The sequence below is a fragment of the Rhodococcus sp. AB351 genome (genome assembly GCF_049538275.1).
GTDB lineage: Bacteria > Actinomycetota > Actinomycetes > Mycobacteriales > Mycobacteriaceae > Rhodococcus.
Map to the genome: position 1 here is coordinate 40585 of NZ_JBMVFW010000018.1, position 26906 is coordinate 67490.

General features: G+C 68.1%; 26 protein-coding genes. 14 read left to right on the top strand and 12 right to left on the bottom strand.

Translation table 11 applies throughout. From position 1 onward, the window contains the following. Nucleotides 1-100: 100 nt before the first annotated feature. Both moaA and ACPCXD_RS21305 read left to right on the top strand, forming a co-directional pair. Nucleotides 101-1159 (top strand): GTP 3',8-cyclase MoaA, encoded by a 1059-nt coding sequence (gene moaA / locus ACPCXD_RS21300; RefSeq protein WP_088897140.1) that lies wholly within the window; start codon nt 101-103, stop codon nt 1157-1159. Next, nucleotides 1152-1430: a MoaD/ThiS family protein gene (locus ACPCXD_RS21305; RefSeq protein ID WP_172414868.1), complete on the top strand. Its 279-nt coding sequence runs from the start codon at nt 1152-1154 to the stop codon at nt 1428-1430. Before moaA ends, ACPCXD_RS21305 begins: the two co-directional genes overlap by 8 nt. Here ACPCXD_RS21305 and nadE read toward each other — a convergent pair. Beyond that, nucleotides 1427-2263: an NAD(+) synthase gene (gene nadE / locus ACPCXD_RS21310; RefSeq protein WP_088897286.1), complete on the bottom strand. Its 837-nt coding sequence runs from the start codon at nt 2261-2263 to the stop codon at nt 1427-1429. The genes ACPCXD_RS21305 and nadE overlap by 4 nt on opposite strands. 86 nt (nt 2264-2349) lie before the next feature. Here nadE and ACPCXD_RS21315 point away from each other — a divergent pair, with 86 nt between their 5' ends. Together ACPCXD_RS21315 and ACPCXD_RS21320 are read left to right on the top strand one after the other, a co-directional pair. Further along, complete coding sequence (locus ACPCXD_RS21315; protein WP_172414869.1) at nt 2350-3126, top strand: fructosamine kinase family protein; 777 nt, start codon at nt 2350-2352, stop codon at nt 3124-3126. After that, entirely contained in the window at nt 3123-3671 is a 549-nt protein-coding gene (locus ACPCXD_RS21320; protein WP_016693165.1) for a nucleosidase, read from the top strand. Before ACPCXD_RS21315 ends, ACPCXD_RS21320 begins: the two co-directional genes overlap by 4 nt. A gap of 21 nt (nt 3672-3692) precedes the next feature. Here the strand turns inward: ACPCXD_RS21320 and ACPCXD_RS21325 are convergent, their stop codons facing one another. The 3 genes from ACPCXD_RS21325 to ACPCXD_RS21335 are packed head-to-tail and all read right to left on the bottom strand — an operon-like array spanning nt 3693 to nt 5616. Continuing rightward, entirely contained in the window at nt 3693-4112 is a 420-nt protein-coding gene (locus tag ACPCXD_RS21325) for an META domain-containing protein (RefSeq protein WP_026061342.1), read from the bottom strand. Nucleotides 4113-4136: 24 nt separating this feature from the next. Continuing rightward, the gene (locus ACPCXD_RS21330) at nt 4137-4928 is read right to left on the bottom strand and encodes an META domain-containing protein (protein WP_088897143.1); all 792 of its coding nucleotides are present in this window, start codon (nt 4926-4928) and stop codon (nt 4137-4139) included. A 4-nt stretch (nt 4929-4932) separates the two neighbouring features. After that, nucleotides 4933-5616, bottom strand: a complete 684-nt coding sequence (locus ACPCXD_RS21335; protein WP_088897144.1) for a TetR/AcrR family transcriptional regulator — start codon at nt 5614-5616, stop codon at nt 4933-4935. Nucleotides 5617-5705: 89 nt separating this feature from the next. Here ACPCXD_RS21335 and ACPCXD_RS21340 point away from each other — a divergent pair, with 89 nt between their 5' ends. From ACPCXD_RS21340 to ACPCXD_RS21355, 4 genes are all read left to right on the top strand, one after another. Further along, on the top strand, nt 5706-6263 hold the full coding sequence (locus tag ACPCXD_RS21340; RefSeq protein ID WP_016693161.1) for an NAD(P)H-dependent oxidoreductase: 558 nt from the start codon (nt 5706-5708) through the stop codon (nt 6261-6263). Nucleotides 6264-6478: 215 nt separating this feature from the next. Then, nucleotides 6479-7072, top strand: a complete 594-nt coding sequence (locus tag ACPCXD_RS21345) for a 2Fe-2S iron-sulfur cluster-binding protein (RefSeq protein WP_037190583.1) — start codon at nt 6479-6481, stop codon at nt 7070-7072. Then, complete coding sequence (locus ACPCXD_RS21350; RefSeq protein WP_423661107.1) at nt 7069-8070, top strand: FAD binding domain-containing protein; 1002 nt, start codon at nt 7069-7071, stop codon at nt 8068-8070. The genes ACPCXD_RS21345 and ACPCXD_RS21350 overlap by 4 nt, the downstream gene beginning before the upstream one ends. Continuing rightward, nucleotides 8067-10190: a xanthine dehydrogenase family protein molybdopterin-binding subunit gene (locus ACPCXD_RS21355; protein WP_088897146.1), complete on the top strand. Its 2124-nt coding sequence runs from the start codon at nt 8067-8069 to the stop codon at nt 10188-10190. The genes ACPCXD_RS21350 and ACPCXD_RS21355 overlap by 4 nt, the downstream gene beginning before the upstream one ends. On the opposite strand, the gene ACPCXD_RS21360 is transcribed toward ACPCXD_RS21355, so the two are convergent. From ACPCXD_RS21360 to ACPCXD_RS21380, 5 genes are read right to left on the bottom strand one after another with little or no spacing between them, the layout of a single operon-like run. Next, complete coding sequence (locus ACPCXD_RS21360) at nt 10170-10637, bottom strand: ATP-binding protein (protein ID WP_202400462.1); 468 nt, start codon at nt 10635-10637, stop codon at nt 10170-10172. The two genes, ACPCXD_RS21355 and ACPCXD_RS21360, sit on opposite strands and share 21 nt — an antisense overlap. Next, nucleotides 10627-10962, bottom strand: coding sequence for an STAS domain-containing protein (locus ACPCXD_RS21365; RefSeq protein WP_160877620.1), 336 nt, complete (start codon nt 10960-10962; stop codon nt 10627-10629). The genes ACPCXD_RS21360 and ACPCXD_RS21365 overlap by 11 nt, the downstream gene beginning before the upstream one ends. After that, nucleotides 10959-12914, bottom strand: a complete 1956-nt coding sequence (locus ACPCXD_RS21370; RefSeq protein WP_160877618.1) for a glycosyltransferase — start codon at nt 12912-12914, stop codon at nt 10959-10961. The genes ACPCXD_RS21365 and ACPCXD_RS21370 overlap by 4 nt, the downstream gene beginning before the upstream one ends. Next, entirely contained in the window at nt 12911-14149 is a 1239-nt protein-coding gene (locus tag ACPCXD_RS21375) for a PP2C family protein-serine/threonine phosphatase (protein WP_016693154.1), read from the bottom strand. Before ACPCXD_RS21375 ends, ACPCXD_RS21370 begins: the two co-directional genes overlap by 4 nt. Continuing rightward, the gene (locus ACPCXD_RS21380) at nt 14146-15105 is read right to left on the bottom strand and encodes a glycoside hydrolase family 26 protein (protein WP_088897149.1); all 960 of its coding nucleotides are present in this window, start codon (nt 15103-15105) and stop codon (nt 14146-14148) included. The genes ACPCXD_RS21375 and ACPCXD_RS21380 overlap by 4 nt, the downstream gene beginning before the upstream one ends. Nucleotides 15106-15499: 394 nt before the next feature. On the opposite strand from ACPCXD_RS21380, the gene ACPCXD_RS21385 reads away from it, so the two are divergent. The 5 genes from ACPCXD_RS21385 to ACPCXD_RS21405 all read left to right on the top strand — a co-directional run bounded on the left by ACPCXD_RS21385 (nt 15500) and on the right by ACPCXD_RS21405 (nt 22989). Further along, nucleotides 15500-15730: a redoxin NrdH gene (locus ACPCXD_RS21385; RefSeq protein ID WP_006550390.1), complete on the top strand. Its 231-nt coding sequence runs from the start codon at nt 15500-15502 to the stop codon at nt 15728-15730. Between the two features lie 109 nt (nt 15731-15839). Continuing rightward, nucleotides 15840-16292, top strand: a complete 453-nt coding sequence (gene nrdI / locus ACPCXD_RS21390) for a class Ib ribonucleoside-diphosphate reductase assembly flavoprotein NrdI (RefSeq protein ID WP_016693152.1) — start codon at nt 15840-15842, stop codon at nt 16290-16292. Between the two features lie 83 nt (nt 16293-16375). Beyond that, entirely contained in the window at nt 16376-18541 is a 2166-nt protein-coding gene (gene nrdE / locus ACPCXD_RS21395) for a class 1b ribonucleoside-diphosphate reductase subunit alpha (RefSeq protein ID WP_088897150.1), read from the top strand. Between the two features lie 51 nt (nt 18542-18592). Further along, the gene (gene nrdF, locus ACPCXD_RS21400) at nt 18593-19594 is read left to right on the top strand and encodes a class 1b ribonucleoside-diphosphate reductase subunit beta (protein WP_026061338.1); all 1002 of its coding nucleotides are present in this window, start codon (nt 18593-18595) and stop codon (nt 19592-19594) included. A gap of 158 nt (nt 19595-19752) precedes the next feature. Next, on the top strand, nt 19753-22989 hold the full coding sequence (locus ACPCXD_RS21405; RefSeq protein WP_016693149.1) for an arabinosyltransferase domain-containing protein: 3237 nt from the start codon (nt 19753-19755) through the stop codon (nt 22987-22989). On the opposite strand, the gene ACPCXD_RS21410 is transcribed toward ACPCXD_RS21405, so the two are convergent. The 3 genes from ACPCXD_RS21410 to ACPCXD_RS21420 are packed head-to-tail and all read right to left on the bottom strand — an operon-like array spanning nt 22983 to nt 25618. Further along, complete coding sequence (locus ACPCXD_RS21410; RefSeq protein WP_016693148.1) at nt 22983-23456, bottom strand: NUDIX hydrolase; 474 nt, start codon at nt 23454-23456, stop codon at nt 22983-22985. The genes ACPCXD_RS21405 and ACPCXD_RS21410 overlap by 7 nt on opposite strands. A 49-nt stretch (nt 23457-23505) precedes the next feature. Then, the gene (locus ACPCXD_RS21415) at nt 23506-24564 is read right to left on the bottom strand and encodes an iron-siderophore ABC transporter substrate-binding protein (RefSeq protein ID WP_423661108.1); all 1059 of its coding nucleotides are present in this window, start codon (nt 24562-24564) and stop codon (nt 23506-23508) included. A gap of 46 nt (nt 24565-24610) precedes the next feature. After that, entirely contained in the window at nt 24611-25618 is a 1008-nt protein-coding gene (locus tag ACPCXD_RS21420) for an ABC transporter substrate-binding protein (protein WP_088897153.1), read from the bottom strand. Nucleotides 25619-25888: 270 nt separating this feature from the next. Here ACPCXD_RS21420 and ACPCXD_RS21425 point away from each other — a divergent pair. After that, nucleotides 25889-26906 (top strand): cbb3-type cytochrome c oxidase subunit I (locus tag ACPCXD_RS21425; protein ID WP_423661109.1); only part of this gene is annotated, 1018 nt, incomplete at its 3' end.

Genomic DNA, 26906 nt, shown 5'->3' on the forward strand with positions numbered 1-26906 from the left:
TCCCGCCGTCGACGACGCGCCGCGTGTGCCCCGTCTGTCCGGATGCGGTGTCACGATCTGCGGTTGTGGGCATACTGGGCTGTATGAAAGCGATGGTCGTATGACAGCGGTGGACATGGGCATCCCGGTCGTGCGCGATCGCGCAGACGACGTGTCCGATCGGCCCGACGTGCCCGAACTCCTCGATCGTTTCGGTCGCATCGCCCGGGACCTGCGTGTATCCCTCACCGAGAAGTGCTCGTTGCGCTGCACCTACTGCATGCCGGCCGAGGGTCTTCCCGAGATTCCGCGCGACCAGCTGCTCACGAGCGCCGAGATCGTACGGCTGGTGGGGATCGCGACCGGCCGGCTCGGTGTCCACGAGGTGCGCTTCACCGGTGGGGAACCGCTCATGCGCCGCGATCTCGAGGAGATCGTCGCCGGGTGCGCGCAGGAGACCCCGGGGCTGCCGATCGCGCTGACCACCAATGCGGTCGGTCTCCGGCACCGTGCGCAGGCGCTCGCGGACGCCGGACTGACCCGCGTGAACATCTCCCTCGACACCATCGACCGCGAGCACTTCGCGCGGCTCACGCGCCGCGACCGGCTGGATTCGGTGCTCGACGGCATCCGTGCCGCGGTGGCGGCCGGACTGGGTCGGGTCAAGGTCAACGCCGTCCTGATGCCGGAAACCCTCGAGGGCGCGGCCGACCTGCTCGCGTGGTGCCTGGACGAGGGCGTGGAACTGCGGTTCATCGAGCAGATGCCCCTCGACGCCGATCAGAACTGGGCGCGCTCGCAGATGGTGCCGGCCCAGCAGTTGCTCGACGTCCTCGGGCGGCGGTTCACGCTCACGGAGACCGAACGCGAGGATCCGTCCGCGCCGGCCGAACGCTGGCTCGTTGACAGCGGACCGGCGACCGTCGGGATCATCGCGTCGGTGACGCGGTCGTTCTGCAGCGACTGCGACCGCACGCGGCTGACGGCCGAGGGAACGGTCCGCTCCTGCCTGTTCAGCGACCGGGAGACCGACCTGCGCGCTGCCCTGCGGGGCGGCGCCACCGACGAGGAACTCGCCGCGCTGTGGCGCGGAGCGATGTGGAACAAGTGGGCCGGACACGGCATGGACGCGGCGGACTTCGCGCCGCCGCAGCGGAGCATGGGAGCTATCGGTGGCTGAGGTGACGACCGGGATCGAGGTGCGGTACTTCGCGGCCGCAGCAGACGCGGCCGGACGCGAGAAGGACACGATCGACCTGCCGGAGGGCGCCGATCTCGGCGCGCTGCGTGCCGTCCTCGTCGACCGTTACGGGACCGGCATGGAGCGGGTGCTGTCGGTGGCAGCCTTCCTGCTCGAACCCGGCGACGGCGGCACGGGCGAACTCACCCGGGACCTCGGCCGACCGGCCGGGTCCCGAGTGGACGTCCTGCCGCCCTTCGCGGGTGGTTAATCCTCGCGCCACCAGGTGTCGAAGGGCGCAACGGGCATCACGCGCTTGTGCCGCGTGTCGAGGAACTTGGTCTCGAGGCGCTTGGCGAGGTCGTCGGTGACGTCCTTTCCCTCGAGATAGTCGTCGATCTCGCTGTAGGTCATGCCGAGCGCTTCCTCGTCGGGCAGCGCCGGACGGTCGTCCTCGAGATCGGCGGTGGGGATCTTGATCCAGGTGCTCTCGGGTGCGTCGAGTTCGCGCAGCAGCGCCGCGCCCTGCCGCTTCGTGAGACCGGCCAGCGGAGTGATGTCGACGCCGCCGTCGCCGTACTTGGTGTAGAAACCGGTCACCGCTTCGGCGGCGTGGTCGGTGCCGACCACGAGGTAGCCGAGTTCTCCGGCGATCGCGTACTGGATCATCATGCGTTCGCGGGCCTTGATGTTGCCGCGCACGAAGTCGCGTAGACGCGTCTCGGCGCCGTACAGCGCGCGAGCCGCTTCCGACGCCGTCGCGTCGGCACCGGGCTTCACGTCCACACCGAGAGTGCGGTCCGCTCCGATGAACTCCAGTGCGACGAGGGCGTCGTGCTCGTCGGCCTGCTTGCCGTAGGGCAGGCGGACCGCGACGAACTCCGCCGTGTGGCCTTCGGCGCGGAGCTTCTCCGCGGCGAGCTGGGCGAGCTTGCCGGCGAGAGTGCTGTCCTGCCCGCCGCTGATGCCGAGCACGAATCCCTTCGCGGGAGTGCTGCGCAGGTAGTCGGCGAGAAACTGCACCCGCGCGTCGATCTCGGCGCGTGGGTCGATGGAGGGTTTCACCCCGAGTTCTTCGATGATCCGATCGCGAAGGTTCGTCATCTTCACGACCCTAGCGTTCCCGTGTTACTGCTGCGATACAACGGAGAAGAGGGCGGGGCGAAGAGTGCGCGGGCAGACTCTTCGGGGTGAGCACCGGAGACGTCTTCCGCAAACACGACCCGCACGCGCATCCGGATTTCTTCCGGGCCGAGGCGGCCGGTCTGGCCTGGCTCGCCGAGGCCGGTATGCCGGTCGCGGCGGTGCGGTCGGTGAGCGGGCACCACATCGAACTCGAGCGGATCGCCGAAAGTTCCCCGGCCGCCGAGGCCGCACGGGAGTTCGGTGCGGCACTCGCCCGGATGCACGACGCGGGCGCCGCCGGTTTCGGTGCGGCACCCGACGATTACGACGGGCAGCTGTTCATCGGCCGCCGTCCCATGAGCCGCACCGTGCACGACACCTGGGGATCGTTCTACATCGCAGAGCGGGTGCTGCCCTTCCTGCGCAGCGCCGTCGAGGCGGGCAGCGTCACCGACCGGCAGTGCCGCGACATCGAGGCCGCCTGCGATCTCGTCGCCGCGGGAGCCTTCGACGACGAGGATCCGCCTTCGCGTCTGCACGGAGACCTGTGGAACGGCAACGTGCTGTGGTCGCCGCGCGGCGTCGTCCTCATCGACCCGGCCGCGCACGGCGGCCACCGCGAGACCGATCTGGCGATGCTCGCGCTCTTCGGTTGCCCGCACCTGGGCCGGGTCGTCGACGGCTACGAGTCGGCGCATCCGCTGCGCGCCGGGTGGGAGCAGCGGGTGCCCGTGCACCAGCTGCATCCCCTGGCGGTGCATGCCGCGGGATACGGTGCCGGGTACGGGCGGGAGCTGCACCGGGCGGCACTCGCGACCCTCGAACTCGGAGGCAGTACGTGAACGGGATCCTCGTCGTATCCGCAACCCGCGCCGAGGCGGCGCACGTCCCGGAACGCTACGAGACGGTGATCACCGGGATCGGGAAGGTCGACGCAGCGGTGGCCGTCACCGCGGCGCTCGCGGCGTATCCGGCCGACGCGCGACCGCTCGTCGTGAACATCGGCACCGCCGGCGCGTTGCACACCCACCACTCGGGACTGTTCCTGCCGTCCGCCGCGATCAACCACGACATCAGCAGCGAGATCCTGAAGAGCCTCGGTCACCCCGTGCAGGACGTCGTGCAGATCGACGAGGGTGACGGCAGCGTGCTCGCCACCGGCGATTCGTTCGTCTCGGACGCCGAGATCCGCGACGCGCTGTCCGCCCGCGCCGATCTCGTCGACATGGAGGGTTTCGCGGTCGCCTACGCCGCCCGCCGCATGGGCGCGCGGTGCCGGCTCGTCAAGCACGTGAGCGACCGGGCCGACGATTCGGCGCTCGACTGGCCGAAGCAGGTCGACCGCAGCGCACGGGAACTCGCGCGGTGGCTCGTCGAGCGTTACTGAACGATTCGCTCTCGGCCGGCCTCAGCGCCCGTCCGTACGTTCGGTGAGGGTGACGGTCACCGCGCCGGTGGTCAGGGTGAGCACCTCTCCGTCGAGAGTCCACCGGGGGGTGGCCGCGAACAGCGTCCGCACCCAGTCGTCGGCGCCGTCGCGCGGGGGAGGGCACGCCATCCTCGTGGACGCGAGCGTCCCGGCACGGATCCTGCCCCCGGACAGGTCGGCGGTGCCGGTGAACCGGTTGCATCCGGCGGATGCCGCGACCCGCTCCCGGGCGGGGAACGACAACTGGAGCGGGCCGCCGCCGGGGATGGGCCGCCCCTCGACCTCGGTCGAGACGTAACGGCGGCCGATCGGGTCGGACGGCGACGACCCGAACATGCCGCACCCGGACAGCAGCGCACCCAGTGCGAGGACGACGACCACGCGGACTGCTCCCGGCATGGGTCTCACGGTACCGAGGAGGGGTCAGCGGGCCGTGAACTCCAGTCCGTCGGTGCCGTTCGCCGCGGTGAGGGTCATCGACGAGCCCTGGACGGCGTAGGTGGTCTCACCTGCGAGCACGTTCAGGATGTGCGTCTCGATGTCGGCGACCTCGGGATCGGCGCACGCCGCGCGGGTCATGGTGAGCGGTTCGAACAGGATGACATCGTCGCCGACCTCGGCGCTGCCGCCGAACTCGTTGCACCCCGTGTTCCCGGTGAGGGTGCCGTCGTCGGACAGTGTGAGTGTCGGCGCGGCGTTCTCCAGGGCGACCGACCTGACGACGGCGTCGGCGGTGCGCAGCGAGGTCACCACCCACTCGGTGCCGGCGATCGGCAGATCGGGGTCGACCACCTTCTCGTCCTCGAGCGAGACCGTGATGTCGTCGCCGGTGAGCGTGAAGGTGTTCCCGTCGAGCGACCAGCGCGGCTCGGCGCCGAACAGCGTGGTGAGCCAGGCGTCGGCTCCCTCGCGTTCCGGCAGGCAGGCCATCATCGTGCTCGCCAGGTTCGATGTCTTCACTCGGCCGTCGGCCAGGTCCACACCGCCGACGAAGCGGTTGCAGCCGGCAGTCGCGGAGATGCGTCCGTCGTCCGGGAACTCGACGACCATCGGTCCGTCGCCCGGGATCTGCGTGCCGGTCACGCTCGTCGAGACGAAGGTGCGGCCGGTGAGGTCCTCCGCGGAGTGGGTGTCGGCCGAATCCGAATCGGTGCTGCACGCGGCGGCCACCGCTGCCAGGGAGACGACCGCGAGCACCCGGAATGTGCGAATCATGCCGTTACGGTACGGCGCTCGACCCGGTTTCATGGGTACCTCGGCCGGTCACGACGCGGTGTGCCAGTTCGGCCCAGTTGTCGGCGAGTCGGCGGAGCGGATGCCCGAGCTCGCGCCACTGGTGGAGCACGAGGGTGGCCTCGAGCGACGCGACCAGCGAGGTCGCCAGCAATCGGGTGTCGCCGGTGACGCCGGCGGCACGCAGCAGCGCGTCGACGTGGGCGAGCGAGACCAGATGGGCGGGAGCGGTGTAGCGGGAGTCGGTGGCGGATTCGGCCGCGCGGAGCAGTTCGCCCTGCACCTCGACGAGTTCGATGCGCGCACGACCGAAGGCGATGAGCCTGGCCAGGGGTTCGGCGTCCGGGCCGAGCGGCGGCGGGCCGAACAGGAAACCCTGCTGGAACTCGCGCTCGCTGTGGTCGAGTAGCGCCCGGACGAGCCCGGCGCGGGAGCCGAACCTGCGGAAGACGGTGCCCTTGCCGACCCCGGCCCGCGCAGCGACGGCGTCCATCGTCACGGCGTCGACGCCGCGTTCGGCGACGAGCAGGGCGGCGGCGTCGAGCAGACGGGAACGATTGCGCGCTGCGTCGCCCCGTTCGGAGAGTCGCTCGTCCGCCAGAGGGAGGGCCCGACTGTTCGCCGCAGGCAGCGCCCGACCGTCCGCGTGCGGGAGGGGGCGAGTGTTCACAAGGTCACACTCTAGCGGGGCGGGGAATAAAGCGGACCGCGGTCCGTTTAACATTGCGTAGTCAACCACTTCGACCCGAGGATGTTCCCATGACCCGAGTTCTCGCCCTCGTCGGCAGCCTGCGCGACGGCTCCATCTCCCGCCAGATCGCCGAGACCGCCGCGGCGGTCGCTGCCGAGAACGTCGAGGTGACCCTCTACGAGGGCCTCGCCGACGTTCCGTTCTACAACGAGGACCTCGACGGCGAGGCTGCCCCCGCTGCTGCCGTGGCCCTGCGCGACGCCGCTGCCGATGTCGATGCCGTGCTGGTCGTCACCCCCGAGTACAACGGCACCGTCTCCGCGGTGCTCAAGAACGCCGTCGACTGGCTGTCGCGCCCCTACGGTGCCGGTGCACTGAGCGGCAAGCCCGTCGCCATCGTCAGCCAGTCGCCCAGCCAGAATGCCGCGAAGTGGGCGCTCGAGGACGCGGTCAAGGTCGTCGGAATCGCCGGCGGCAAGGTCGTCGACGGCGGCTCGCTGTCCGTCGGCGAGACCTTCGGCAAGTTCGGCGGCGAGCACGCCAAGGAGCACGCCGAGACCGCGCAGCAGGTCGCAACGGTCGTGGCCGCACTGGCCGACGCCACCAAGGTGCTCGCCAACGCCTGATCGAGACGTCCGCCGCCCTTGCCGGTACCGCCGGCACCGAGAGCGGCCGGCGGACCGACCGACACCCGGTGCCGGAGACCCCCGAGGTCTCCGGCACCGCGCGTATCCGCACGGTCCGGCCGAGCAGCGAACGCACCACTCGTCGCATCCCGACGGTTCGATGACGCCTGCAGCGGGAATGCCCCGAACACAGCCCACTGTTCGGAGGTTTGCCCATGACAAGCGGGGACACGAGGACCGATACCGGCCACCGACCCGATCTCGACATAGTTCTCCACGTCGACGGGGTGGAGCGCCGCGTCCCGATCGACGTCCGCACCACCGTGCTCGACGCGCTGCGCGACCGCCTCGGGATCACGTCCCCGAAGAAGGGATGCGATCTCGGTCAGTGCGGAGCATGCACCGTGCTGATCGACGGCCGGCGCTCCCTCTCGTGCCTGGCCCTCGCCGCCTCGCACGACGGCGCCGAGATCGTCACCGCCGCCGGACTCGGCGACGGGGAGATGCATCCGCTCCAGGCGCAGTTCATCGAGGACGACGCCTTCCAGTGCGGTTACTGCACCCCCGGCCAGATCTGTTCGGCCGTCGGCATGCTCGACGAGTTCGCCGACGGGTCACCGAGTCACGTCACGGCCGATCTCGACCAGGCACCCGAACTCGACGACGACGAGATCCGGGAACGCATGAGCGGCAATCTGTGCCGTTGCGCCGCCTATCCCAACATCGTCTCGGCGATCCGCACCGTCGCCGCCGGCGACAGCCGACTCGGTACCGGCGACAGTCGACTCGATACGGAGGCGTCGCGATGAGCTCCCTCCGCTACGAGCGACCGGCAGATCCCGCCGCGGCCGTCGCCGTCGTGCACGAGACACCGGGCGCGGTCTTCCTCGCGGGCGGCACGAATCTCGTCGACCACCTCAAACTCGGCGTCGCGACCCCCGACGTTCTCGTCGACGTCTCGCATCTACCGCTCGACACCGTCGAGGAGACGACCGACGGAGGAATCCGGGTGGGCGCCAACGTCCGCAACAGCGACCTCGCGGCGCACCCCTTCGTGCGGCGCAACTACCCGGTGCTGTCGCGTGCACTGCTCGCCGGTGCCTCGCCTCAGCTCCGGAACACCGCGACCACCGGTGGCAACCTGCTCCAGCGCACGCGGTGCTCGTACTTCCGGGACGTGAGCACCCCCTGCAACAAACGCGAACCCGGCAGCGGCTGCTCCGCCATCGGCGGATACACCCGCTACCACGCGATCCTCGGCGCCTCGGAGCACTGCGTGGCCACCCATCCCTCCGACATGGCGGTCGCCCTGCTCGCGCTCGACGCCGAAGTCCTCGTCCTCGGCCCGGACGGTGAACGCGCGATCGCGGTGGAGGACTTCTACCGCCTTCCCGGCGACACCCCCGAGCGCGACACCGTGCTCGAACGTGACGACCTGATCGTCGGCGTGCAGATCCCCGCAGCGCAGAGTTCGCTGTCCACCTACCGCAAGGTGCGCGACCGGGCGTCCTACGCCTTCGCGCTGGTCTCCGTAGCGGCCGAGATGACCGTCGCGGACGGGACGATCACCGGGTGCCGCATCGCATTCGGCGGGGTCGCGCACCGGCCCTGGCGGGCACACCGCGCGGAGGAAGCGCTCCTCGGGCAGCAACCCTCCGACGAGGTCTTCGCCGCTGCGGCCGAGGCCGAACTCGCCGACGCGAGCCCCCTCGACGGCAACGACTACAAGATCCCGCTGCTGCGGCGCACCGTGGTGGCGACCCTGCGCGAACTCGACGAACGACGGGAACGAGGTGGATCCGCATGAGCCCCGAGCCGATCCGAACAGGTGGGCGCTCCACCGCGCGAATCGACGGACCGGCGAAGGTCGCCGGGACGGCGCCGTACGCCTACGAGCATCCGGTCGACGATCCCGCCTACCTCGTGCCGCTCACCTCCACCATCGCCCGCGGGCGCGTCGACCGGATCGACACCGCCGCTGCCGAAGCGGTGCCCGGGGTGCTGAAGGTCCTCACTCCCTGGAACGCCCCGCGTCTCACCGAGGAGGCCGAAGGTGAGTACTCCGTCCTGCAGACACCCGAGGTGCTGTACCGGGGGCAGATCATCGGTGCGGTCGTCGCCGAGAGCTTCGAGATCGCCCGGGAGGCATGCTCGCTCCTGGAGGTCGAATACAGCGAGGAACCGCACGACGCGCTCTTCCGCGCCGACCATCCCGATGCGTACACCCCCGAGACCGTCAACGGTGGCTACGAACCCGACACCGAGCGAGGGGATGTCGACGCGGCGTTCACCCGCGCCGAGACGGTGATCGATCAGTGGTACTCCACCCCCGAGGAACACAACAACCCGCTCGAACCGCACACCGTCGTCGCGATCTGGCGGATCGACGTCGTGCCGTCGAACGGTGAGGTCGACGCACACACTTTGACGCTGTACACCTCGACGCAGCATCCGCACGGCGTCGTCGAGACCCTCGCACCGGTCTTCGGCCTCGACACGGCCCGGATGCGGGTGGTCTGCCCGTACATCGGTGGGGGATTCGGTTCCAAGGGCGGTCCTCACGCGCACGACGTCCTCGGCGGACTCGCGGCGCGGGCCCTGCCGGGCAAGGCGATCAAGTTCGCGGTCTCCCGTCCCGACATGTTCGGTTACGTCGGCTACCGGGCTCCGACCGCCTCGCACATCCGGCTTGCGGCCGACAGTGACGGCAGGCTCACCGGTCTCGTGCACGAGGCGTTCGCCCAGTCGTCCCGGGTCACCGAATTCGTCGAACAGGCGGGGGTACCGCTGCGCAATCTGTACGACGTCGCCAACGCCCGCACGTCGCATCGCGCGATCACCCTCGATGTCCCGGCGCCGTTCTGGATGCGCGCGCCCGGTGAAGCCCCGGGCATGTTCGCCGGTGAGGTGGCGATGGACGAGCTCGCCGCCGAACTCGGGATCGACCCGATCGAACTGCGCATCCGCAACGAACCCGAGTCCGATCCGGAGACGGGGAAGCCGTGGTCGTCGCGCCGGCTCGTCGAATGCCTCCGCGAAGGCGCACAGCGGTTCGGATGGGATCCGTCCGACCGCGAACCCGGAACCCGGCGGCAGGGCCACACCCTGATCGGTACCGGCATGGCGGTCGCGACCTATCCCCACATGGTCAATCCCGGCTCGGAAGCCCATATCCGGCATCTGGGGGAGGGGCGCTACTCCGTCCGCATCGGAGCCACCGACCTCGGTACGGGCGCTTGGACGACCCTGACCCTCATCGCCGCCGACGCACTCGGATGCCGACCGGAGGACGTGGACCTCGAGATCGGCGACAGCGCACTGCCCAACGGCACGGTGGCCGGCGGGTCGTCGGGCACCTCGTCCTGGGGCACCGCGATCGTCACGGCCGCAGAGCAATTCGGCAAACGCTTCGGCGACGATCCGCCGGTGGGCGCCGAACTGTCCGCGTCGGCAGCCGAGAACCGCGAACTCGAGCACTACACCGCACAGTCCTTCGGTGTGCACTTCGCCGAGGTGCACGTCGACGCCGACACCGGCGAGATCCGGGTGCCCCGGATGTTCGGGCTGTTCTCCGTGGGACGGGTGATCAACCCGCGGACGGCGCGGTCGCAGTTCATCGGCGGGATGTCGTTCGGGATCTCGATGGCGCTGTTCGAGGAGAGCATCCGCGACGCCCGTTTCGGGCACGTCGTCAACCACGACCTGTCGGAATATCACGTGCCGACGCACGCCGACATCCGTGGCATCGAAGCCGATTGGCTCGACGACGAGGACCTGCATGCGACACCCATGGGGTCGCGGGGGATCGGTGAGATCGGGATCGTCGGCAGCGCCGCGGCGGTCGTCAACGCCCTGTGGCACGCGACCGGCGTACGGGTTCGGAACCTGCCGGCCCGGCTCGACGACCTACTGCCCGGACTGCCCTGACGCATCGGACCGGTGACAGATCAGCAGCCAGCGATTGGTGCCGACCTGTCGCCGGTACCGCAGTTCGTCGAGCGCGGCGAGGGCGATGGCGAGTCCTCGACCGCGCTCGGCGAGGGCGTCCGGGAGTTCGACCGAACGCAGATCCACACGGGCCGGAGCGCCGTCGTCGACGAACACGGCCTCGAGACGATCCGGATGGAGTTCCAGGGTCAACGTCACCGAGACGGCTCGTCCCCGACCTGCGTGTTCGATGATGTTCGCGGCGATCTCGGCAACCGCGATCTCGAACTGCACGCGATCGGACTCGTCGAGTTCCTCGGCGGCGAACATCTCCGCGACCAGATCCATGATCCGGTCGAGGGTGCCCTCGCTCGTCGGCGCGGACAACTCCCACCGGCCGGACGCGCCGTCGGCAGAACGGATGTTGGGTGATCCGTCAGTCGCCATCGAAGGCCGCGTCCGCGGAATCGTGGGTCGCCAGGACCCGATCGAGCCGGGTCAGCGCGAGCACGCTCTGCACCTGCGCCGTGGGCGAGGCGATCCGCAGGTCGCCGCCGGCCTGCCGGGCGGCCTTCAATCCGGACACGAGTGCGCCGAGCCCGGAGGAGTCGATGAACTCCGTCGTGCTGAGGTCGACGACGAGCCGATGGGATCCGCTCTCGACGAGATCGCGCAACTGCTCGCGAAGACGTGGTGCCGCAACCATGTTCAGGCGACCGGTGGGCTGCACGACGGTACTCGTTCCGACCGTACGCGTTTCGTAGTGGCTCATCGAACTCCTTCGTTCTCGGGTCCACGGTAGCGAGCCGCGCCGATCACCACCGACAGAATCAACAGGTCGAACACGACCCAGACGAGGTTCGCGGTCACGCCGAGAACCGAGATGTCGCCGAGGAACAACCGCACCGCCCCGACGACCGCCGCCACGACCAGCAACAGCATGACGAGCAGTTGCTGACGGAACAGATACCAGGGGACACCCTCGCCTCCCTGACGCGTCTTCGGGGTGACCGCGAAATCCAGCGGCTTGTCGAAGTACACGTTGAGGAAGGCCGTCCAGCACGCCCTGATCCACACCGGGAACAGTGCGAGGCTGTACTGCTGGCCACGCCAGGTCGGTGTGCCGCGGCCGACGACGAAGAACAGCAACTGACTGAGGACCAGGAACGGGACGAGCCGCGCGAAGAAGTCGAGACTGTAGGCCTCCACCGGCAGGACCCCGAAGACGAGATAGATCACCGGCGCCGCGAAATAGGCGAGGGCCGCGAACCCCGAGAGATAGCTCCACATCGTCGCCCAGTACATGAGGCGCTGCGCGAGGGTCATGCCCTTCTGGACGAGTGGGTTCTCCCGCAGCATCACCTGAATCGTGCCCTGCGCCCACCGGAGCCGCTGCGTGACCATCGTCTTCGGATCCTCCGGCGCCAGTCCGTACGCGAGGATCTCGTGGTGGTAGACGGACTTCCAGCCCGCGCCGTGCAGACGCATCGAGGTGGCCATGTCCTCGGTCACGGAGATCGTGGCCAACGCGAGCATCGGCTCGGCCTCCTCGGCGCGGTCGACGTCGACGGCCCGGATCATCGCGCGGATCGATTCGAGTGCACCGAGCGGTGACCATTCGCGGTCGGCGAGGCGTTCGAGCACGGTCTCGTCGATGGTGAGCGCATCGGTTCCGTGTGCGTCGAGCGCGGCGATCTCCTCGAGATCGGCTCGGATACCACCGAAGTCGGCATCGACGATGCTGCGCGCAGCGGCGTCGACCGCCTGCTGGAAGCGGAAGGTGACGTCGGCGAGTGCTGTTCCCGCCCGCAGTTCGCCCCGTGCCGAGCGAACGGCCTGTCGCACCGACTCCAGTGCCGCGGCCACGTCGGGCTGATCGGCGGGCACCTTCCGGCGTGCGCGGTCGACCACCTTGCCGGCGGTGCGCAGGGTGCGTTCGACGCCGTCCTCGACGGCCCGGACATAGCCGGAGATGCCGAGTTGCATGAGCGCTTCGCGTCGGAGGATCGCGTTGGACCCGCAGAAGAACGCTGCGTTCCAGCCGTCCTTGCCCTGCTGGATCGGGCCGTAGAACAACGGGGCCTGGCTGCCGAGCGGGTCGGACTCGGGAACGTTGGTGAAGTACTGCGGTGTCTGCACCAGGGCGGTGCGGTCGTCGGTGAAGTATCCGAGTGTGCGGTCGAGGATCTCGGGTTCGGGCACCTGGTCGGCGTCGAGGATGAGGAGGAACTCGCCGTCCGAATGCAGCAGCGCGTTGATCAGGTTGCCGGCCTTGGCATGGCGCGGCTTGTTCGTCCAGCTCGCCGCCCGCGTCATGTAGTCGACGCCGAGTTCGGCGGCCGCTGCGGCGAGTTCGGGCCGGGCTCCGTCGTCGAGGATCCACGTCCGGTGCGGATAGCGGATCCGCTTCGCTGCCGCGGCGGTGTGCAGCACCAGGTCGACGGGTTCGTTGTAGGTGGTGATGAACACGTCGACCGTCAACCCCTCCGGCGCTGCGGGTGGTTCGGGCCGTCTCTTCAGCCGCCACATCGTCAACGCGAAGAGCAGCGAGTCGATCAGGCTGTACGTCTCCGCCAGCACCAGCGGTATCGCGATCCACCAGGCATCCCAGTTCACGGAGAACAGCCAGCGCCAGACGATGTAGTTCAGACCGACGACGACCGTGAGGACGATGAGGACGCGCAGGAAGGGGGACGGGTAGCCCTCTTTCGTGACAGCCTTCACGACACCTCGTTCCGTCGTATCGCGACGACCGTGACGTCGTCGAGCGGAGGTTCGTTCTCCGTCAGGGCACGTGCAGCGGCCACCAGCGCCTTCGGGGTCGGATGGTCGGCGACGAAACGGCACAGTGCCGCCGGATCGCTGTTCTCGTCGAGCAGGTCGAGCAGTCCGTCCGAGCAGACCACCAGCATGTCGCCCGGGGCGAGGTGCGCGGTCTCCGATGTCCATGTGGTGGCGGGGAACACCCCGAGCGGTGGGCCGTCGCCCTCGACGGGTTCGACCCTGCCGTCCGCGCGACGGATCGCCGCGAGTCCGTGCCCTGCATCGGCGTGGTCGACGTCTCCCGTGGAGAACTCGATCGCAGCGACGAAGGAGGTGGCGAACGTTCCCGTGTGCTCGAAGTCGTCGGCGAGATGCTCGGCGCCGAGGGTCAACGCCATCCCCGTGTCGAGCACGCCGACCGGACGGCGTCCGAAACGGTCGAGCACGCGGCCGGCACCGCGCAACGAGGAGCGCACGCCCGACGCCAGGATCGCCGCGCCGAGACCCTTTCCCATCACGTCGGCAACGGAGATCACGACGCCCTCGCGGAGCCGGTAGTGGTCGTAGAAGTCGCCACCCACCACGAAGGCGGGCAGGCAGACGGTGGCGATCTCGTAGCCCGGGAGGTCGGGTAGCGGCCGGGGGAGGAGTTGCTTCTGGATCTCGGCGGCGCGGTCGAGTTCGTCGGAACGGTCGAGTTCGCGTTGCGCCCATTCGGCCAGCTCCGCGAAGGTGTCGAGCTGATCCGGGTCGAGGTTCCTCTCCTCGGTGTCGTAGATGCAGAAGGTGCCCACGGGATGACCGGCCGGACCGAACAGTGGGTAACCCGCGTAGAACCGGATCCCACCGTCACCACCGATACCCGGGATGTCCATGAAGGCGGGATCGGTTGCGGCATCGGGGAGGACGAGTGCGAGGTCGTCCGGTCGCTCGTACGCGCGCGCGATGGTGGTGCGGCACACCGTCCTCTCGCGAGGAACCTCGGAGAGTTCCAATCCGAGGATCGACTTGAACCATTGCCGGTCGTGGTCCATCAGCGACAGCGACGCCATGGGGACGCCGAACACGCGGCACGCCATGCGGGTGATCTTGTCGAAGCGCTCCTCGCGAGGGGTGTCGAGCAGCTCGAGCCGCTCGACGTCGCGCATGCGCTCGTCCTCGAGATGGTCGGGGAGCAACGACGCCTCGGATGTCATCGTGCGGTGTGTCTCCTGTGCAGAGCGTCGCCCAGGGCCGCCGCGCACTCGGCCGTGCTGGTCAGGCGCCAGTCGGTTTCCTTGTTGTGATGGAACCACACGAACGTCGTTGCCGCGGGGTGACTGTCCAAGTAACCCACCAGACCCCGGATCCAGTCCGGTTTCGATCCACCGGCCTCCGCGCTCGCGACCTCGGTGACCGCGACGGGACGACCCGGGGCGATCCGGCCGAGTTCGTCGAAGGTCGGTCCGAACAGCTCCTCGGGGGACTGCCAGCGACTCCACGGCCGCGTGGTGCCCCAGTTGTAACCGTCGACCCCGACGACGTCGACGTGGTCGTCACCGGGATACAGGGGTGCGATGGGACTGCTGCCCTCGTGCGGGACGTTGACCGTCCAGATCCAGCGCACGTTCTCGGCCCCCTTGGAAGCGAACAGTTCGTGCACGTGTCGCCACGCCGCGACGTAGGTCTCCGGTGGGGTACCGCCGGCGGGACCCCACGGGTACCAGTCCCCGTTCGGCTCGTGCGCGAAGCGCAGGTACACCGTCCCGCCCCACGCGGTGAGTTCGTCCGCCCACCGGTAGAGATGGTCGTCGTGGACCCCGGCGGCGATGTCGGCCATCGTGATCGACGTCCGGTCGTACGTCCCGTCGCCGCGCTGCAGCCACGGCTCCCACGTGACGATCGGGTCGGCTCCCGAGGCACGCACGATGTCGAGGGCCCCGACGGGTGGAGGGGAGAGGAAGTCGACGAACCACAGCACCGCACCCGGCGCGGCGCCGACCGCCTCGGTGACCGCGCGGTACTCGTCGACGGCCACCGGGCCGCCCGGGGTGCTGATGCCGAAGCGGGGACACGCGGTGCTCGTCTCGTCGAGCGGGGCGGAGATCGGCTCGCACTGACGGCGCGAGTCGCAGGCGGCACACAGGGACAGTGCCAGCAGTGCGGCGACCATCGCGCGAACCGGGTGCACGAGGAGTCATTCTTCCCGGGCGGAGCTCCCCGCGCAGGCCCTCCGGAGGGTGTTCTCGCAGTGACCTCGGGAAGTTGTCGGTGGCACCCGCCACACTGTGCTCGAGGTCTCTCTCGGACGCGCTGCGGCGACACGCCGAGACACGCCCGAAACGCCGTGGAGGGAGGGTCGCGACCTGGGAATATCACCTTTGTAAGTCACAACATCCTGGGTTCTGTGTATCCGACGGACACAAGGTGTAGTGTCTAGACCGCTGGAGGGCCACAAGTGCCGACGATCTCTCGGGGAAGCGGGATCGGACGGATAAGTGGGCTTCCGGGTAACGCACAGCAGTCAGTCGTCAGGCCGCCCACGGCCGTCGGAAAAAGGGGCATTCATGAACATCACCGTCTACACCAAGCCTGCCTGCGTCCAGTGCACCGCCACCTACCGCGCCCTCGACAAGGCCGGCATCGAGTACGACGTCGTCGACATCAGTGAGAACCCCGAGGCCCGCGACTACGTCATGGCGCTGGGATACCTCCAGGCGCCCGTCGTCGTCGCCGGCGACGACCACTGGTCGGGCTTCCGCCCCGATCGCATCAAGGCGCTCACCGTCGCGGCCTGAGCCCGGGCCGCGTTCGCGGCGGCCCGATCGTCGTCGTCTCCGGGCGGACGTGTTCTTCCGTGTCCGCCCGGGCCGGTCTTCGCAATCGAATGAAGAGTGGTGACTACCGATGGCTTCGCTGGGGTCGATCCCGGGAACATCGCTGGTGTACTTCTCGAGTACATCCGAGAACACCCACCGATTCGTGCAGAAACTCGGGATTCCGGCCAGCCGGATCCCGCTGCACGATCGTGAGGGAAATTTCGAGGTCCACGATCCGTACGTGTTGATCGTGCCGACCTACGGTGGCGGGACGACCGCCACGGGTCGCGACACCCGCTACGTTCCCAGACAGGTCATCCGATTCCTCAACAACGAGCACAATCGGAGTCTGATCCGCGGTGTCATCGCGGCGGGTAACACCAACTTCGGCGACTCGTACTGTTTCGCGGGAGACATCGTCTCGCGCAAGTGCAAGGTGCCGTATCTGTACCGGTTCGAGTTGATGGGCACGACGGACGACGTCGAGCGTGTCCGCGACGGTCTCGCCCGATTCTGGGAGTCCGTTCTCCAGAACGCCTGAGCCACATCCGTATCCGTATTCGACGCGCGTCGCGGACGTGACTGCGCGGCCGTTTCCTAACTCCGACAAGTGGGGACAGCACTGTGACCATTACCGATCCCGCTCCCGCCACGAGCGCACACCTCGACGATTCGATCAAGGATCTCGACTACCACGCGCTCAACGCGATGTTGAATCTGTACGGCCCCAACGGCGAGATCCAGTTCGACAAGGATGTGGCCGCCGCCCGCCAGTACTTCCTGCAGCACGTCAACCAGAACACGGTCTTCTTCCACAACCTCGACGAGAAGCTCGACTATCTCGTCGAGGAGAACTACTACGAGCCCGAGGTGCTCGAGAAGTACTCGCGTGCGTTCGTCAAATCGCTGTTCGAGCACGCATATTCGAAGAAGTTCCGGTTCCCGACCTTCCTCGGTGCGTTCAAGTACTACACCTCGTACACGCTCAAGACGTTCGACGGCAAGCGTTACCTCGAGCGCTTCGAGGACCGCGTGTGCATGGTTGCGCTGACGCTCGCCGACGGCGACGAGATCCTCGCCCGGCACCTCGTCGACGAGATCATCTCCGGTCGTTTCCAGCCGGCCACCCCCACCTTCCTCAACTCGGGTAAGAAGCAGCGCGGCGAGCCCGTCTCGTGCTTCCTGCTCCGCATCGAGGACAACATGGAGTCGATCGGCCGCTCCATCAACTCCGCACTGCAGCTATCCAAGCGCGGTGGCGGTGTCGCCTTGCTGCTCAGCAACATTCGTGAGCACGGCGCTCCGATCAAGAAGATCGAGAACCAGTCCTCCGGCGTCATCCCGATCATGAAGCTGCTCGAGGACTCCTTCTCCTACGCCAACCAGCTCGGTGCCCGTCAGGGTGCCGGTGCGGTCTACCTGCACGCGCACCACCCCGACATCTACCGCTTCCTCGACACCAAGCGTGAGAACGCCGACGAGAAGATCCGCATCAAGACCCTCTCGCTGGGTGTCGTCATCCCCGACATCACGTTCGAGCTGGCGAAGAAGAACGAGGACATGTACCTGTTCTCGCCGTACGACGTCGAGCGCGTCTACGGCAAGCCCTTCGCCGACATCGACGTCACCGAGAAGTACTACGAGATGGTCGACGACAAGCGCATCCGCAAGTCGAAGATCAAGGCGCGCGAGTTCTTCCAGACCGTCGCCGAGCTGCAGTTCGAGTCGGGCTACCCGTATGTCATGTTCGAGGACACGGTGAACCGGGCCAACCCGATCGCCGGCAAGATCACGCACTCGAACCTGTGCTCGGAGATCCTGCAGGTCTCGACCCCCTCGGAGTTCAACGACGACCTGTCCTACAGCCATGTGGGCAAGGACATCTCGTGCAACCTCGGTTCACTGAACATCGCGAAGACGATGGATTCGCCCGACTTCGCGCAGACCATCGAGGTCGCCATCCGCGGCCTGACGGCCGTCTCCGACCAGACGACGATCTCGTCGGTGCCGTCGATCGAGCGGGGCAACAACGAATCCCACGCCATCGGCCTCGGCCAGATGAACCTGCACGGCTTCCTCGCCCGCGAGCACATCTTCTACGGGTCCGAAGAAGGCGTCGACTTCACGAACATCTACTTCTACACGGTGCTGTTCCACGCCCTCCGTGCGTCGAACAAGATCGCGATCGAGCGCGGCTCGTACTTCAAGGGCTTCCCGGAGTCGAAGTACGCCTCGGGTGAGTTCTTCGACAAGTACACCGATCAGGTGTGGGAGCCGGCGACCGAGCGGGTCCGTCAGCTGTTCGCCGAGTCGAACATCACGATCCCCACGCAGCAGGACTGGCGCGAGCTGAAGGAGTCCGTGCAGAAGCACGGCATCTACAACCAGAACCTGCAGGCGGTTCCGCCCACCGGTTCGATCTCGTACATCAACCACTCGACGAGCTCGATCCACCCGGTCGCGTCGAAGATCGAGATCCGCAAGGAGGGCAAGATCGGGCGTGTCTACTACCCGGCGCCCTACATGACGAACGAGAATCTCGAGTACTTCCAGGACGCGTACGAGATCGGCTACGAGAAGATCATCGACACCTACGCTGCTGCGACGCAGCACGTCGACCAGGGCCTGTCGCTGACGCTGTTCTTCAAGGACACCGTCACCACCCGCGACGTGAACAAGGCGCAGATCTACGCGTGGCGCAAGGGAATCAAGACCCTGTACTACATCCGCCTGCGGCAGATGGCGCTCGAGGGCACCGAGGTGGAGGGTTGCGTCTCCTGCATGTTGTGACCCTGCTCCACGACAGTCCTTGCACCAGCACACAATTCAGGTAGGTAACCGATGACTGCAGCAGCACACTCGCCGGCCGACGGCGTGCGCGTCAAACTGATCGATCGCGTCTCCGCGATCAACTGGAACCGCGTTCCCGACGACAAGGACGCCGAGGTCTGGGATCGTCTCACCGGCAACTTCTGGCTCCCGGAGAAGGTGCCCGTCTCCAACGACATCCAGTCGTGGGGCACGCTCACCGAGTACGAGCAGGAACTGACGATGCGGGTCTTCACGGGCCTGACGCTGCTCGACACCATCCAGGGCACGGTCGGCGCGGTCTCGCTCATCCCCGATGCGGTCACCCCGCACGAGGAAGCGGTGCTGACGAACATCGCGTTCATGGAGTCGGTGCACGCGAAGAGCTACTCGCAGATCTTCTCGACGCTGTGCTCGAGCCGCCAGATCGACGACGCCTTCCGCTGGTCGGAGGAGAACGAGCACCTGCAGCGCAAGGCGCAGATCATCCTCGACTACTACAAGGGCGACGACCCGCTCAAGCGCAAGGCCGCCTCGACGCTGCTCGAGTCGTTCCTGTTCTACTCGGGCTTCTACCTGCCGATGTACTGGTCGTCGCGGGCCAAGCTCACCAACACCGCCGACATGATCCGCCTGATCATCCGCGACGAGGCCGTCCACGGCTACTACATCGGCTACAAGTACCAGCGCGGACTCGAGACGATCACGCAGGCCGAGCGCGACGAGCTCAAGGACTGGGTCTTCGAACTGCTCTTCGAGCTGTACGACAACGAGACCCACTACACGGCCGACCTCTACGACCAGGTCGGGCTCACCGAGGACGTCAAGAAGTTCCTGCGCTACAACGCGAACAAGGCGCTGATGAACCTCGGTTACGAGGCGCTGTTCCCGAAGGACGAGACGGACGTCAACCCGGCCATCCTGTCGGCGCTGTCGCCGAACGCCGACGAGAACCACGACTTCTTCTCGGGCTCCGGCAGCTCCTACGTGATCGGCAAGGCCGTCGTCACCGAAGACGAGGACTGGGACTTCTGACGTAGACGTTCTCCGTCACCGGCCCGAACGCATCGATCCCGCACACCGGCGCAGCAGCGCCCGTGTGCGGGATCGCGTGCTTTTCGCGGCCCGGCCCGTCACCGATAGCATCGCTCCTCGTGACCGAGACAAGAGAAGCGTCGGGCTCGCCTCGGCCGGTGACAACCGAACGCGCGCCGTCGGGCGGGCGAGCACTCGAGCAGCGGACCCGTCTGTGGGCGGTGCTCGCCGCCGTCGTGGGGATCGTCGCATCCATCGCGATGCCGTTCCTGCCCGTGACGCAGACCACCGCGACCATCGACTGGCCGCAGAACGAGAGCAACGCCGGCATCTCGGCGCCGCTGGTGTCCTACGCACCGGTCGACCTCGACGCCACGATCGAGTGCCGGTCCGTGCGCGACGCGCTGCCGGACGGCGGCACCGTCTTCTCCACACTTCCCGCAGGAGCCCCCGACCGCGAGCGCTACGGGCTGATCGCCCGTGTCCAGGCGGCCGGTGACGACGGGCCGGCGACGTTCGAGGTGATCTCCCGCAACACACTGCTCGCCTCCGCGCCGGTGGACGACCTGGCCGGGGACTGCTCGGTCACCCTGTCCTCGAATTCGGAACGTACCGTCGCCACGATCACCGGCTCGGCCGCGGCGTCGGGGGAGCGGACCTTCGACCGCGACCTGCGGCCCCAGCTCGTCGGCGTCTTCACCGACCTGCCCGGTCCTGCACTCGACGGTGTCTCGGTCACCGCAACCGTCGACACCCGCTTCACGACGTCGCCGACGGTGCTGAAGATCGTCGCGATGATCGTCGCGGTGGTGGCCACGGCACTGGCGTTGTGGACACTGGCCCGGCTCGACCGCGCCGACGGTCGTCGCCACCGCCGCCTGTTGCCGGCGTCGTGGTGGTCGTTCACCCGCATCGACGCGCTGGTCGTCGGAACGCTGCTCGTCTGGCACGTCATCGGGGCGAACACCGCCGACGACGGTTACCAGCTCGGGATGGCCCGCGCGGCGGGCGAGGCCGGGTACATGGCGAACTACTTCCGGTGGTTCGGTGTGCCCGAAGCACCCTTCGGCACGCCCTTCTACGACGTGCTCGCCCTGATGACCCAGGTCTCGACGGCGAGCATCTGGATGCGGCTACCGGCACTGACCGCCGGAATCCTGTGCTGGTGGGTGCTCAGCCGCGAGGTCGCTCCACGTCTCGGCGTCGCACTGCGTCGCAACCGGCTTCCGCTGTGGACCGGGGCGCTGGTGTTCCTGGCGTTCTGGCTGCCGCTCAACAACGGACTGCGCCCGGAACCGATCGTCGCGACGGGCGTCGTGCTCACCTGGTGCTCGGTCGAACGCGCGATCGCCACCCGGCGTCTGCTGCCCGCGGCGGCCGCGATCCTCGTCGCCGCGCTCACCGTCACCGCGGGACCGTCGGGCATCATCTGTTTCGCTGCGCTGATCGCCGGTGCCCGTCCGATCGCCCGCATCCTCCATCGACGGGCGCAGACCCTGGGATGGCTGCCGGTCCTCGCGCCGATGCTCGCGGCCGGGCTGGTGATCCTGGTGCCGGTCTTCGCCGATCAGACCCTCGCGGCGGTGCTGGAGATGCAGCACGTGCACGGCGTCGGTCCGAACGTGCCGTGGTTCCAGGAGTATCTGCGCTACCAGTACCTGCTGCAGATCACCGTGGACGGCTCGCTGGCCCGCAGGTTCGCGGTCTTCACGCTGGTGCTGTGCCTGGCGGTGGCGATCGTGGCGATGCTGCGCCGCGGTGGGCACATCCCCGGCACCGCACAGGGACCGTCCCGCCGCATCGTCGGTATCACCCTCGGCGCGCTGGTGCTGATGATGTTCGCGCCCACCAAGTGGACCCACCACTTCGGTATCTACGCCGGTCTGGCCGCCGCGGTGGCGATGCTGGCCGCCGTGGCCACCGGCCCCGCGGTGCTGCGGTCGCGCCGCAACCGCGCCCTGTTCGCCGCGGCGGTGTCGTTCGTGGTGACCATGTCGTTCATCGGCCCCAACGGCTGGTGGTACGTCTCGAGCTATGGGGTCCCGTGGTGGGACAAGCCGCCGTCGGTCGCCGGATTCGGCTTCTCCACCGTCTTCTTCGCCGTGACGGTCGTCGCCTTGCTGCTCGCCGCGTGGTGGCACATCCATCCCGTCGCGTCCACCCGCACCGACACCCCGTCCCGGTTGTGGGCGGTGCCGCCGTTGACCGTCGCCGCCGCAGCGATGGTGCTGTTCGAGGCGCTGTCACTGGCCAAGGGCGCGATCTCGCAGTACCCGGGTTATTCGGTGGCACGGTCCAACGTGGACACGCTCACCGGCAACTCGTGTGCACTCGCGAACGACGTGCTGCTCGAGACGGACCCGAACGCCTCGGTGCTCACCCCCATCGGCGCCGACACGGCCACCGCTCTCGATGCCGGGGGAGGGGACGGGTTCACGCCGGGTGGTGTCGCGCTCGATCTGACCCCGGACGACGACTCGGCGTCGGCCGGCACCGCCAACACCGTCGACACGAACGACGACCAGACCTCGACCGGCGGTACCGGTGGCACCGGCGGCGGTACCGGCCGAGCCGGAATCAACGGCAGCACGGTCGCATTGCCGTTCGGGCTCGATCCGGCGACCACACCGGTGCTGGGCAGCCACGGATCGTCCCTCGGCGACGTCACGAGCGCCTGGTTCCGGCTGCCCGAGCCCGACGCGACCGGATCGCGTGGGGATCTCGTCACCATCGCCGCGGCCGGCCGGATCTTCTCCGTCGACGCCGACGGCACCGAAACCTACGGTCAGCGACTCGAACTCGAATACGGAACCACCGCGGCCGACGGCAGCGTCACCGCGCTGGGACGGGCGCTGCCGATCGACATCGGTCCGTCGCCCTCGTGGAGGAATCTGCGTGTCCCGATGGACACGCTGCCGGGCGAGGTCGACGCGGTGCGGATCGTCGCCTCCGACAACGATCTCGCGCCCGAACAGTGGCTGGCGTTCACCCCGCCGCGCGTGCCGCAGACGCAGACCCTGCAGCAGGTCGTGGGGAGCGACACGCCGGTCCTGTTGGACTGGGCGGTCGGTCTCAACTTCCCGTGCCAGCGACAGATGCTGCACCGCAACGGGATTGCCGAGGTCCCCGAGTACCGGATCCTGCCGGACCGGATCGGTGCCATCTCCACGGATCTGTGGCAGGACCACAACGGTGGCGGTCCTCTCGGCTGGACCGACCAGTTGCTGCGGGCCCGCACGATCCCGTCGTATCTCGACCACGACTGGGACCGCGACTGGGGAGCGATCGAGCAGTACACACCGATCGATCCGTCGACGGGGACCGCGGAACTCGACACCGCCACGGTCACGCGCAGCGGTCTGTGGAGCCCGGCTCCGATCAACACCGCCTACTGACGGAACCAGGCCTCCGCACGGCCGGCGAGGGCCTTCCCGAGCCGCAGACGCGACGTCTCGGTGAGCGGCTCGGGAAGGTCGTCCGGCGCGAACCACGCCACCTCGAGGTTCTCGTCGTCGGCGACGCGTGCGTCCCCGCCGGTCGCGCGGAGCAGGAAGCACACGTCGAGGTACTGCGCGACGTCGCCGTTGGGATAGGTGATCGGTGCGGTGACGTCGACGCTCGTGAGCCGCACGATCTCGGCGGTGACACCCGTCTCCTCGAGCACCTCCCGGACTGCGGCGACGGCCGGTTCCTCTCCGGGTTCGAGGATTCCGGACACCACGGCCCACATGCCGTTGTCGGCGCGGCGGGTGAGCAGGACGCGGTCGTCGTCGTCCGTGACGATCGCGCTCACCCCCGGCAGCCACAGGGGAGCGGTTCCTACGTGTGAGCGGAGCTGGACGACGAAATCGGGTATCGGCACGCCCTCGTTTCTATACCGGCAGGCGTGCTGCCGCCGGTCGAGCCGGCGATCAGTTCGAATATCCGTTGAGGGTGTACGTCAGGTCGGTGAGGATCGCCCGCGCGGCGACCGGTCCGGGGGTCGACCACACGTCGTCGGTCACGGAGAACAGACGGTTGTCGCGCACCGCCCCGAGGTCGAGCCACTCGTCGGTCTGCATGTAGTCCTTGCCGGCCTCGAGCCCGTCCTCACCGGCGAAACGGACGAAGATCACATCACCGTCCGCCGGGGCCGGGTCCTCCGTGTCGACGGCCTGCCACGGCTGTCCGTCGACCACCGCGAACCGCTGGGCCGGGGGCCGGGCAGCGCCGACGTCGCCCAGCACCTGTCCCGCGAACGACGCGGTGCCCTCCACCCTGGGGCCGTCGGCCGTGAACCGGACGATCGACGCCTGTGTCTGGGACGACACGAGCTCGCGGCCCAGATCGCGCGCAGCCGTCGCGTAGTCGTCGAGCACGCGACGTGCGGCCTCCGTGCGCCCGAGCGCCTCACCGACCCGGACGAACTGTTCCCTCCAGAAGACCGGATCGGACCCGACCAGCACGGTGGGTGCGATGCCGCTGAGGGAGGCATAGACGTCCGGGTCGGTGGAGGAGCCGAGGATCACATCCGGTTGCGCGCGCTCGATCGCAGCGACGTCCGGGTTGCCCGCGGCACCCACGGGCGGAAGTTCGCCGATTCCGTAGCCGAGATATTCCGGCCGGCCGGTGACCTCGGCGCTCGCTCCCACCACGCGCTCCCACAGCCCCAGGGCGCACACCGCGTCGAGCGCCGCGGGGTCGAGGACGACGATCCGCTGCGGGTCGGCGGGCACATCCGACCGGCCTGCGGTGTGCAGGACCGGTCGGGTGCCGGTGGTGGGCCGGCCCGGATCGAGCGGGGAGGGGAGTGCGCACGCGGTCGACGTGTCCCGGTCGATGCCCACGACCGACGCACCGGCGATGCGGGTCGTGGTGCGCACGATCTCCGATGCGTCGTCGTCGGGAGGTGTGGAGCATCCGGCCAGGGCTGTCGTCACCGCAGCGACGGCTGCGACGAGCACTGCTCGTGACCGGTGCACGGAAAACACGTCGGACCAACTCCTGTAGGACGCTGCTCGGATCGGACGGCTCAGGCTATCCGGTCGTGTGACGATCGACGCCGAAGGTGTCCGCGAGGTCGTCCAGGATGCGGTGCGCACCCTGGATGCTCACCGGCATCATCCACACGCTGTCGTCGACCTCGACCTTCCGTCCCTGCAGGTTCTCCCACAGCGGATTGGTGACGAAGGGTTCGGCCGCCGCCTGCGCCTTGCCGTCGCCGAGGTCGTAGGTGGTGACGAAGACGACGTCCGCCTCGGCCTCGGTGATCAGTTCGGGGCTGATGGCGTTCATGATGCTCGACGGATCCGACGGATCGGGACCCTGGCTCGCGGGGCGGGCGAGACCGGCGTCCTCGAGCACGATGCCGCTGAACGAGGTGGTGCGGTACAGCCGGGCCGTCGGTTCACCGGCGAAGCGGACGATCGAGATCGTCGGGTTGCCGGCCTTGGCGTTGATGTCCGCACCGATGGCCGCGGCGCGCTCCTCGTACTCGGAGATCTTCTGCTCGGCGAGGTCCTCCTTACCGATGGCCTGCGCGACGAGCCGGATGTTGTCCTTCCACGTCGGTCCGGTCGACTGGGAGAAGACGGTCGGGGCGATAGCGGACAGTTCCTCGTAGTTCTCCCCGTCGCGCACCTCCGCCGAGAGGATGAGGTCGGGTTCGAGCGCGGCCACCTGTTCGAGGCTCACGTCCGCGGTCTTGCCGACGGACACGGCGTCGGTCGCGTACTGCCGCGAGTCGCCGAGATAGTCGGGGAACTCGTCGGTGCGGTAGTCGACGTATCCGACGAGAGGTGCCTCGAGGAGGAGCACGGCGTCGGAGTAGCTCGTGTCGAGCGCGACGATGCGGGTCGGCTCGTTCTCGATCGTGGTGGAACCGCGGAAGTGTTCGACGGTCCGGGGGAAGCCGGCGGCCGAGTCGGACGCGGGGTCGGTGGACGAGGCGTCGGAGGTGTCGGCCGAACTGCAGCCGGCGACGAGGAGTCCGGCGGTCAGCAGTGCTGCCGTGAACCGGGCGGGTCGGGAGGAGAGAACAGGCACGGGTCGTCCTTCTGTGATTGTGGGGGGAAGTGCACCCTAACCCGGGCTGTTCGCGCGTGGTGAGGTCACCTGCTGTCGCCCCTGCATGTGAGGTGCAGCACAGGCTCGGATTGGGGTTCTCGGCTCCGCTCCAGGTAGCCTCGCGAGTCGAGTACGACAGTGAGTAGGACCCGGAGGGCGACCGTTTCGGGGAGGGTCTACGATTCGATGAGCGCAAGCCAGAGACCGTTCGCCTCCAGCCCGAGGTCGAGCGCGCATTCAGGAGGATTAGTGACTGCCGTAGCGCCCCAGCCAGTCCCAGAGATAGCTGCAGCAAGGCCGTACCCGCCGCGGCAGGGACCCAAGGGTTCGTTCATCTACAAGATGATCACGACCACAGATCCCAAGATGTTGGGGATCATGTACATGGTCACCTCGTTCGCCTTCTTCCTCATCGGCGGCCTGATGGCCCTGCTGATGCGCACCGAGCTCGCGGTCCCCGGCCTGCAGTTCCTGTCGAACGAGCAGTTCAACCAGCTGTTCACCATGCACGGCACGATCATGCTGCTGATGTACGCGACGCCGGTCGTGTTCGCCTTCGCGAACTACATCCTGCCGCTGCAGATCGGCGCCCCCGACGTCGCCTTCCCGCGCCTGAACGCCTTCAGCTACTGGCTGTACCTGTTCGGCGCGACGATCGTCATGCTCGGCTTCGTCACCCCCGGCGGTGCAGCGGACTTCGGCTGGACGGCGTACACGCCGCTCACCAGTGAGATCCACTCCCCGGGTGTCGGTGCCGACTTCTGGATCCTCGGCCTCGGCGTGATGGGTCTGGGCACCATCCTCGGTGGCGTCAACTTCATCACCACCGTGGTGTGCATGCGTGCACCGGGCATGACCATGTTCCGGATGCCGATCTTCACCTGGAACATCCTGATCACCAGCCTGCTGATCCTGCTCGTGTTCCCGCTGCTGACCGCCGCCTTCATGGGCCTGTTCGTCGATCGTCACCTCGGTGGCCACATCTACGATCCCGCCACCGGCGGTGTGCTCCTGTGGCAGCACCTGTTCTGGTTCTTCGGTCACCCCGAGGTGTACGTCATCGCGCTGCCGTTCTTCGGCATCGTCTCGGAGATCTTCCCGGTCTTCTCGCGCAAGCCGATCTTCGGTTACACCGGTCTGGTCTACGCCACGATGGCCATCGCGGCGCTGTCCATCGCGGTGTGGGCGCACCACATGTACGCCACCGGCGCGGTGCTGCTGCCGTACTTCTCGTTCATGACCTTCCTGATCGCCGTCCCGACCGGTG

What these genes read in the sequence shown, in the direction of transcription:
- ACPCXD_RS21365 (WP_160877620.1), bottom strand. Translation starts at nt 10,962, where the DNA reads ATGAGCCACTACGAAACGCGTACGGTCGGAACGAGTACCGTCGTGCAG.
- ACPCXD_RS21330 (WP_088897143.1), bottom strand. Translation starts at nt 4,928, where the DNA reads ATGATTCGCACATTCCGGGTGCTCGCGGTCGTCTCCCTGGCAGCGGTG.
- moaA (WP_088897140.1), top strand. Translation starts at nt 101, where the DNA reads ATGACAGCGGTGGACATGGGCATCCCGGTCGTGCGCGATCGCGCAGAC.
- ACPCXD_RS21325 (WP_026061342.1), bottom strand. Translation starts at nt 4,112, where the DNA reads ATGCCGGGAGCAGTCCGCGTGGTCGTCGTCCTCGCACTGGGTGCGCTG.
- nrdF (WP_026061338.1), top strand. Translation starts at nt 18,593, where the DNA reads ATGACTGCAGCAGCACACTCGCCGGCCGACGGCGTGCGCGTCAAACTG.
- ACPCXD_RS21385 (WP_006550390.1), top strand. Translation starts at nt 15,500, where the DNA reads ATGAACATCACCGTCTACACCAAGCCTGCCTGCGTCCAGTGCACCGCC.
- ACPCXD_RS21380 (WP_088897149.1), bottom strand. Translation starts at nt 15,105, where the DNA reads ATGGTCGCCGCACTGCTGGCACTGTCCCTGTGTGCCGCCTGCGACTCG.
- ACPCXD_RS21355 (WP_088897146.1), top strand. Translation starts at nt 8,067, where the DNA reads ATGAGCCCCGAGCCGATCCGAACAGGTGGGCGCTCCACCGCGCGAATC.
- nadE (WP_088897286.1), bottom strand. Translation starts at nt 2,263, where the DNA reads ATGACGAACCTTCGCGATCGGATCATCGAAGAACTCGGGGTGAAACCC.
- nrdI (WP_016693152.1), top strand. Translation starts at nt 15,840, where the DNA reads ATGGCTTCGCTGGGGTCGATCCCGGGAACATCGCTGGTGTACTTCTCG.
- ACPCXD_RS21350 (WP_423661107.1), top strand. Translation starts at nt 7,069, where the DNA reads ATGAGCTCCCTCCGCTACGAGCGACCGGCAGATCCCGCCGCGGCCGTC.
- ACPCXD_RS21345 (WP_037190583.1), top strand. Translation starts at nt 6,479, where the DNA reads ATGACAAGCGGGGACACGAGGACCGATACCGGCCACCGACCCGATCTC.
- ACPCXD_RS21340 (WP_016693161.1), top strand. Translation starts at nt 5,706, where the DNA reads ATGACCCGAGTTCTCGCCCTCGTCGGCAGCCTGCGCGACGGCTCCATC.
- ACPCXD_RS21375 (WP_016693154.1), bottom strand. Translation starts at nt 14,149, where the DNA reads ATGACATCCGAGGCGTCGTTGCTCCCCGACCATCTCGAGGACGAGCGC.
- ACPCXD_RS21360 (WP_202400462.1), bottom strand. Translation starts at nt 10,637, where the DNA reads ATGGCGACTGACGGATCACCCAACATCCGTTCTGCCGACGGCGCGTCC.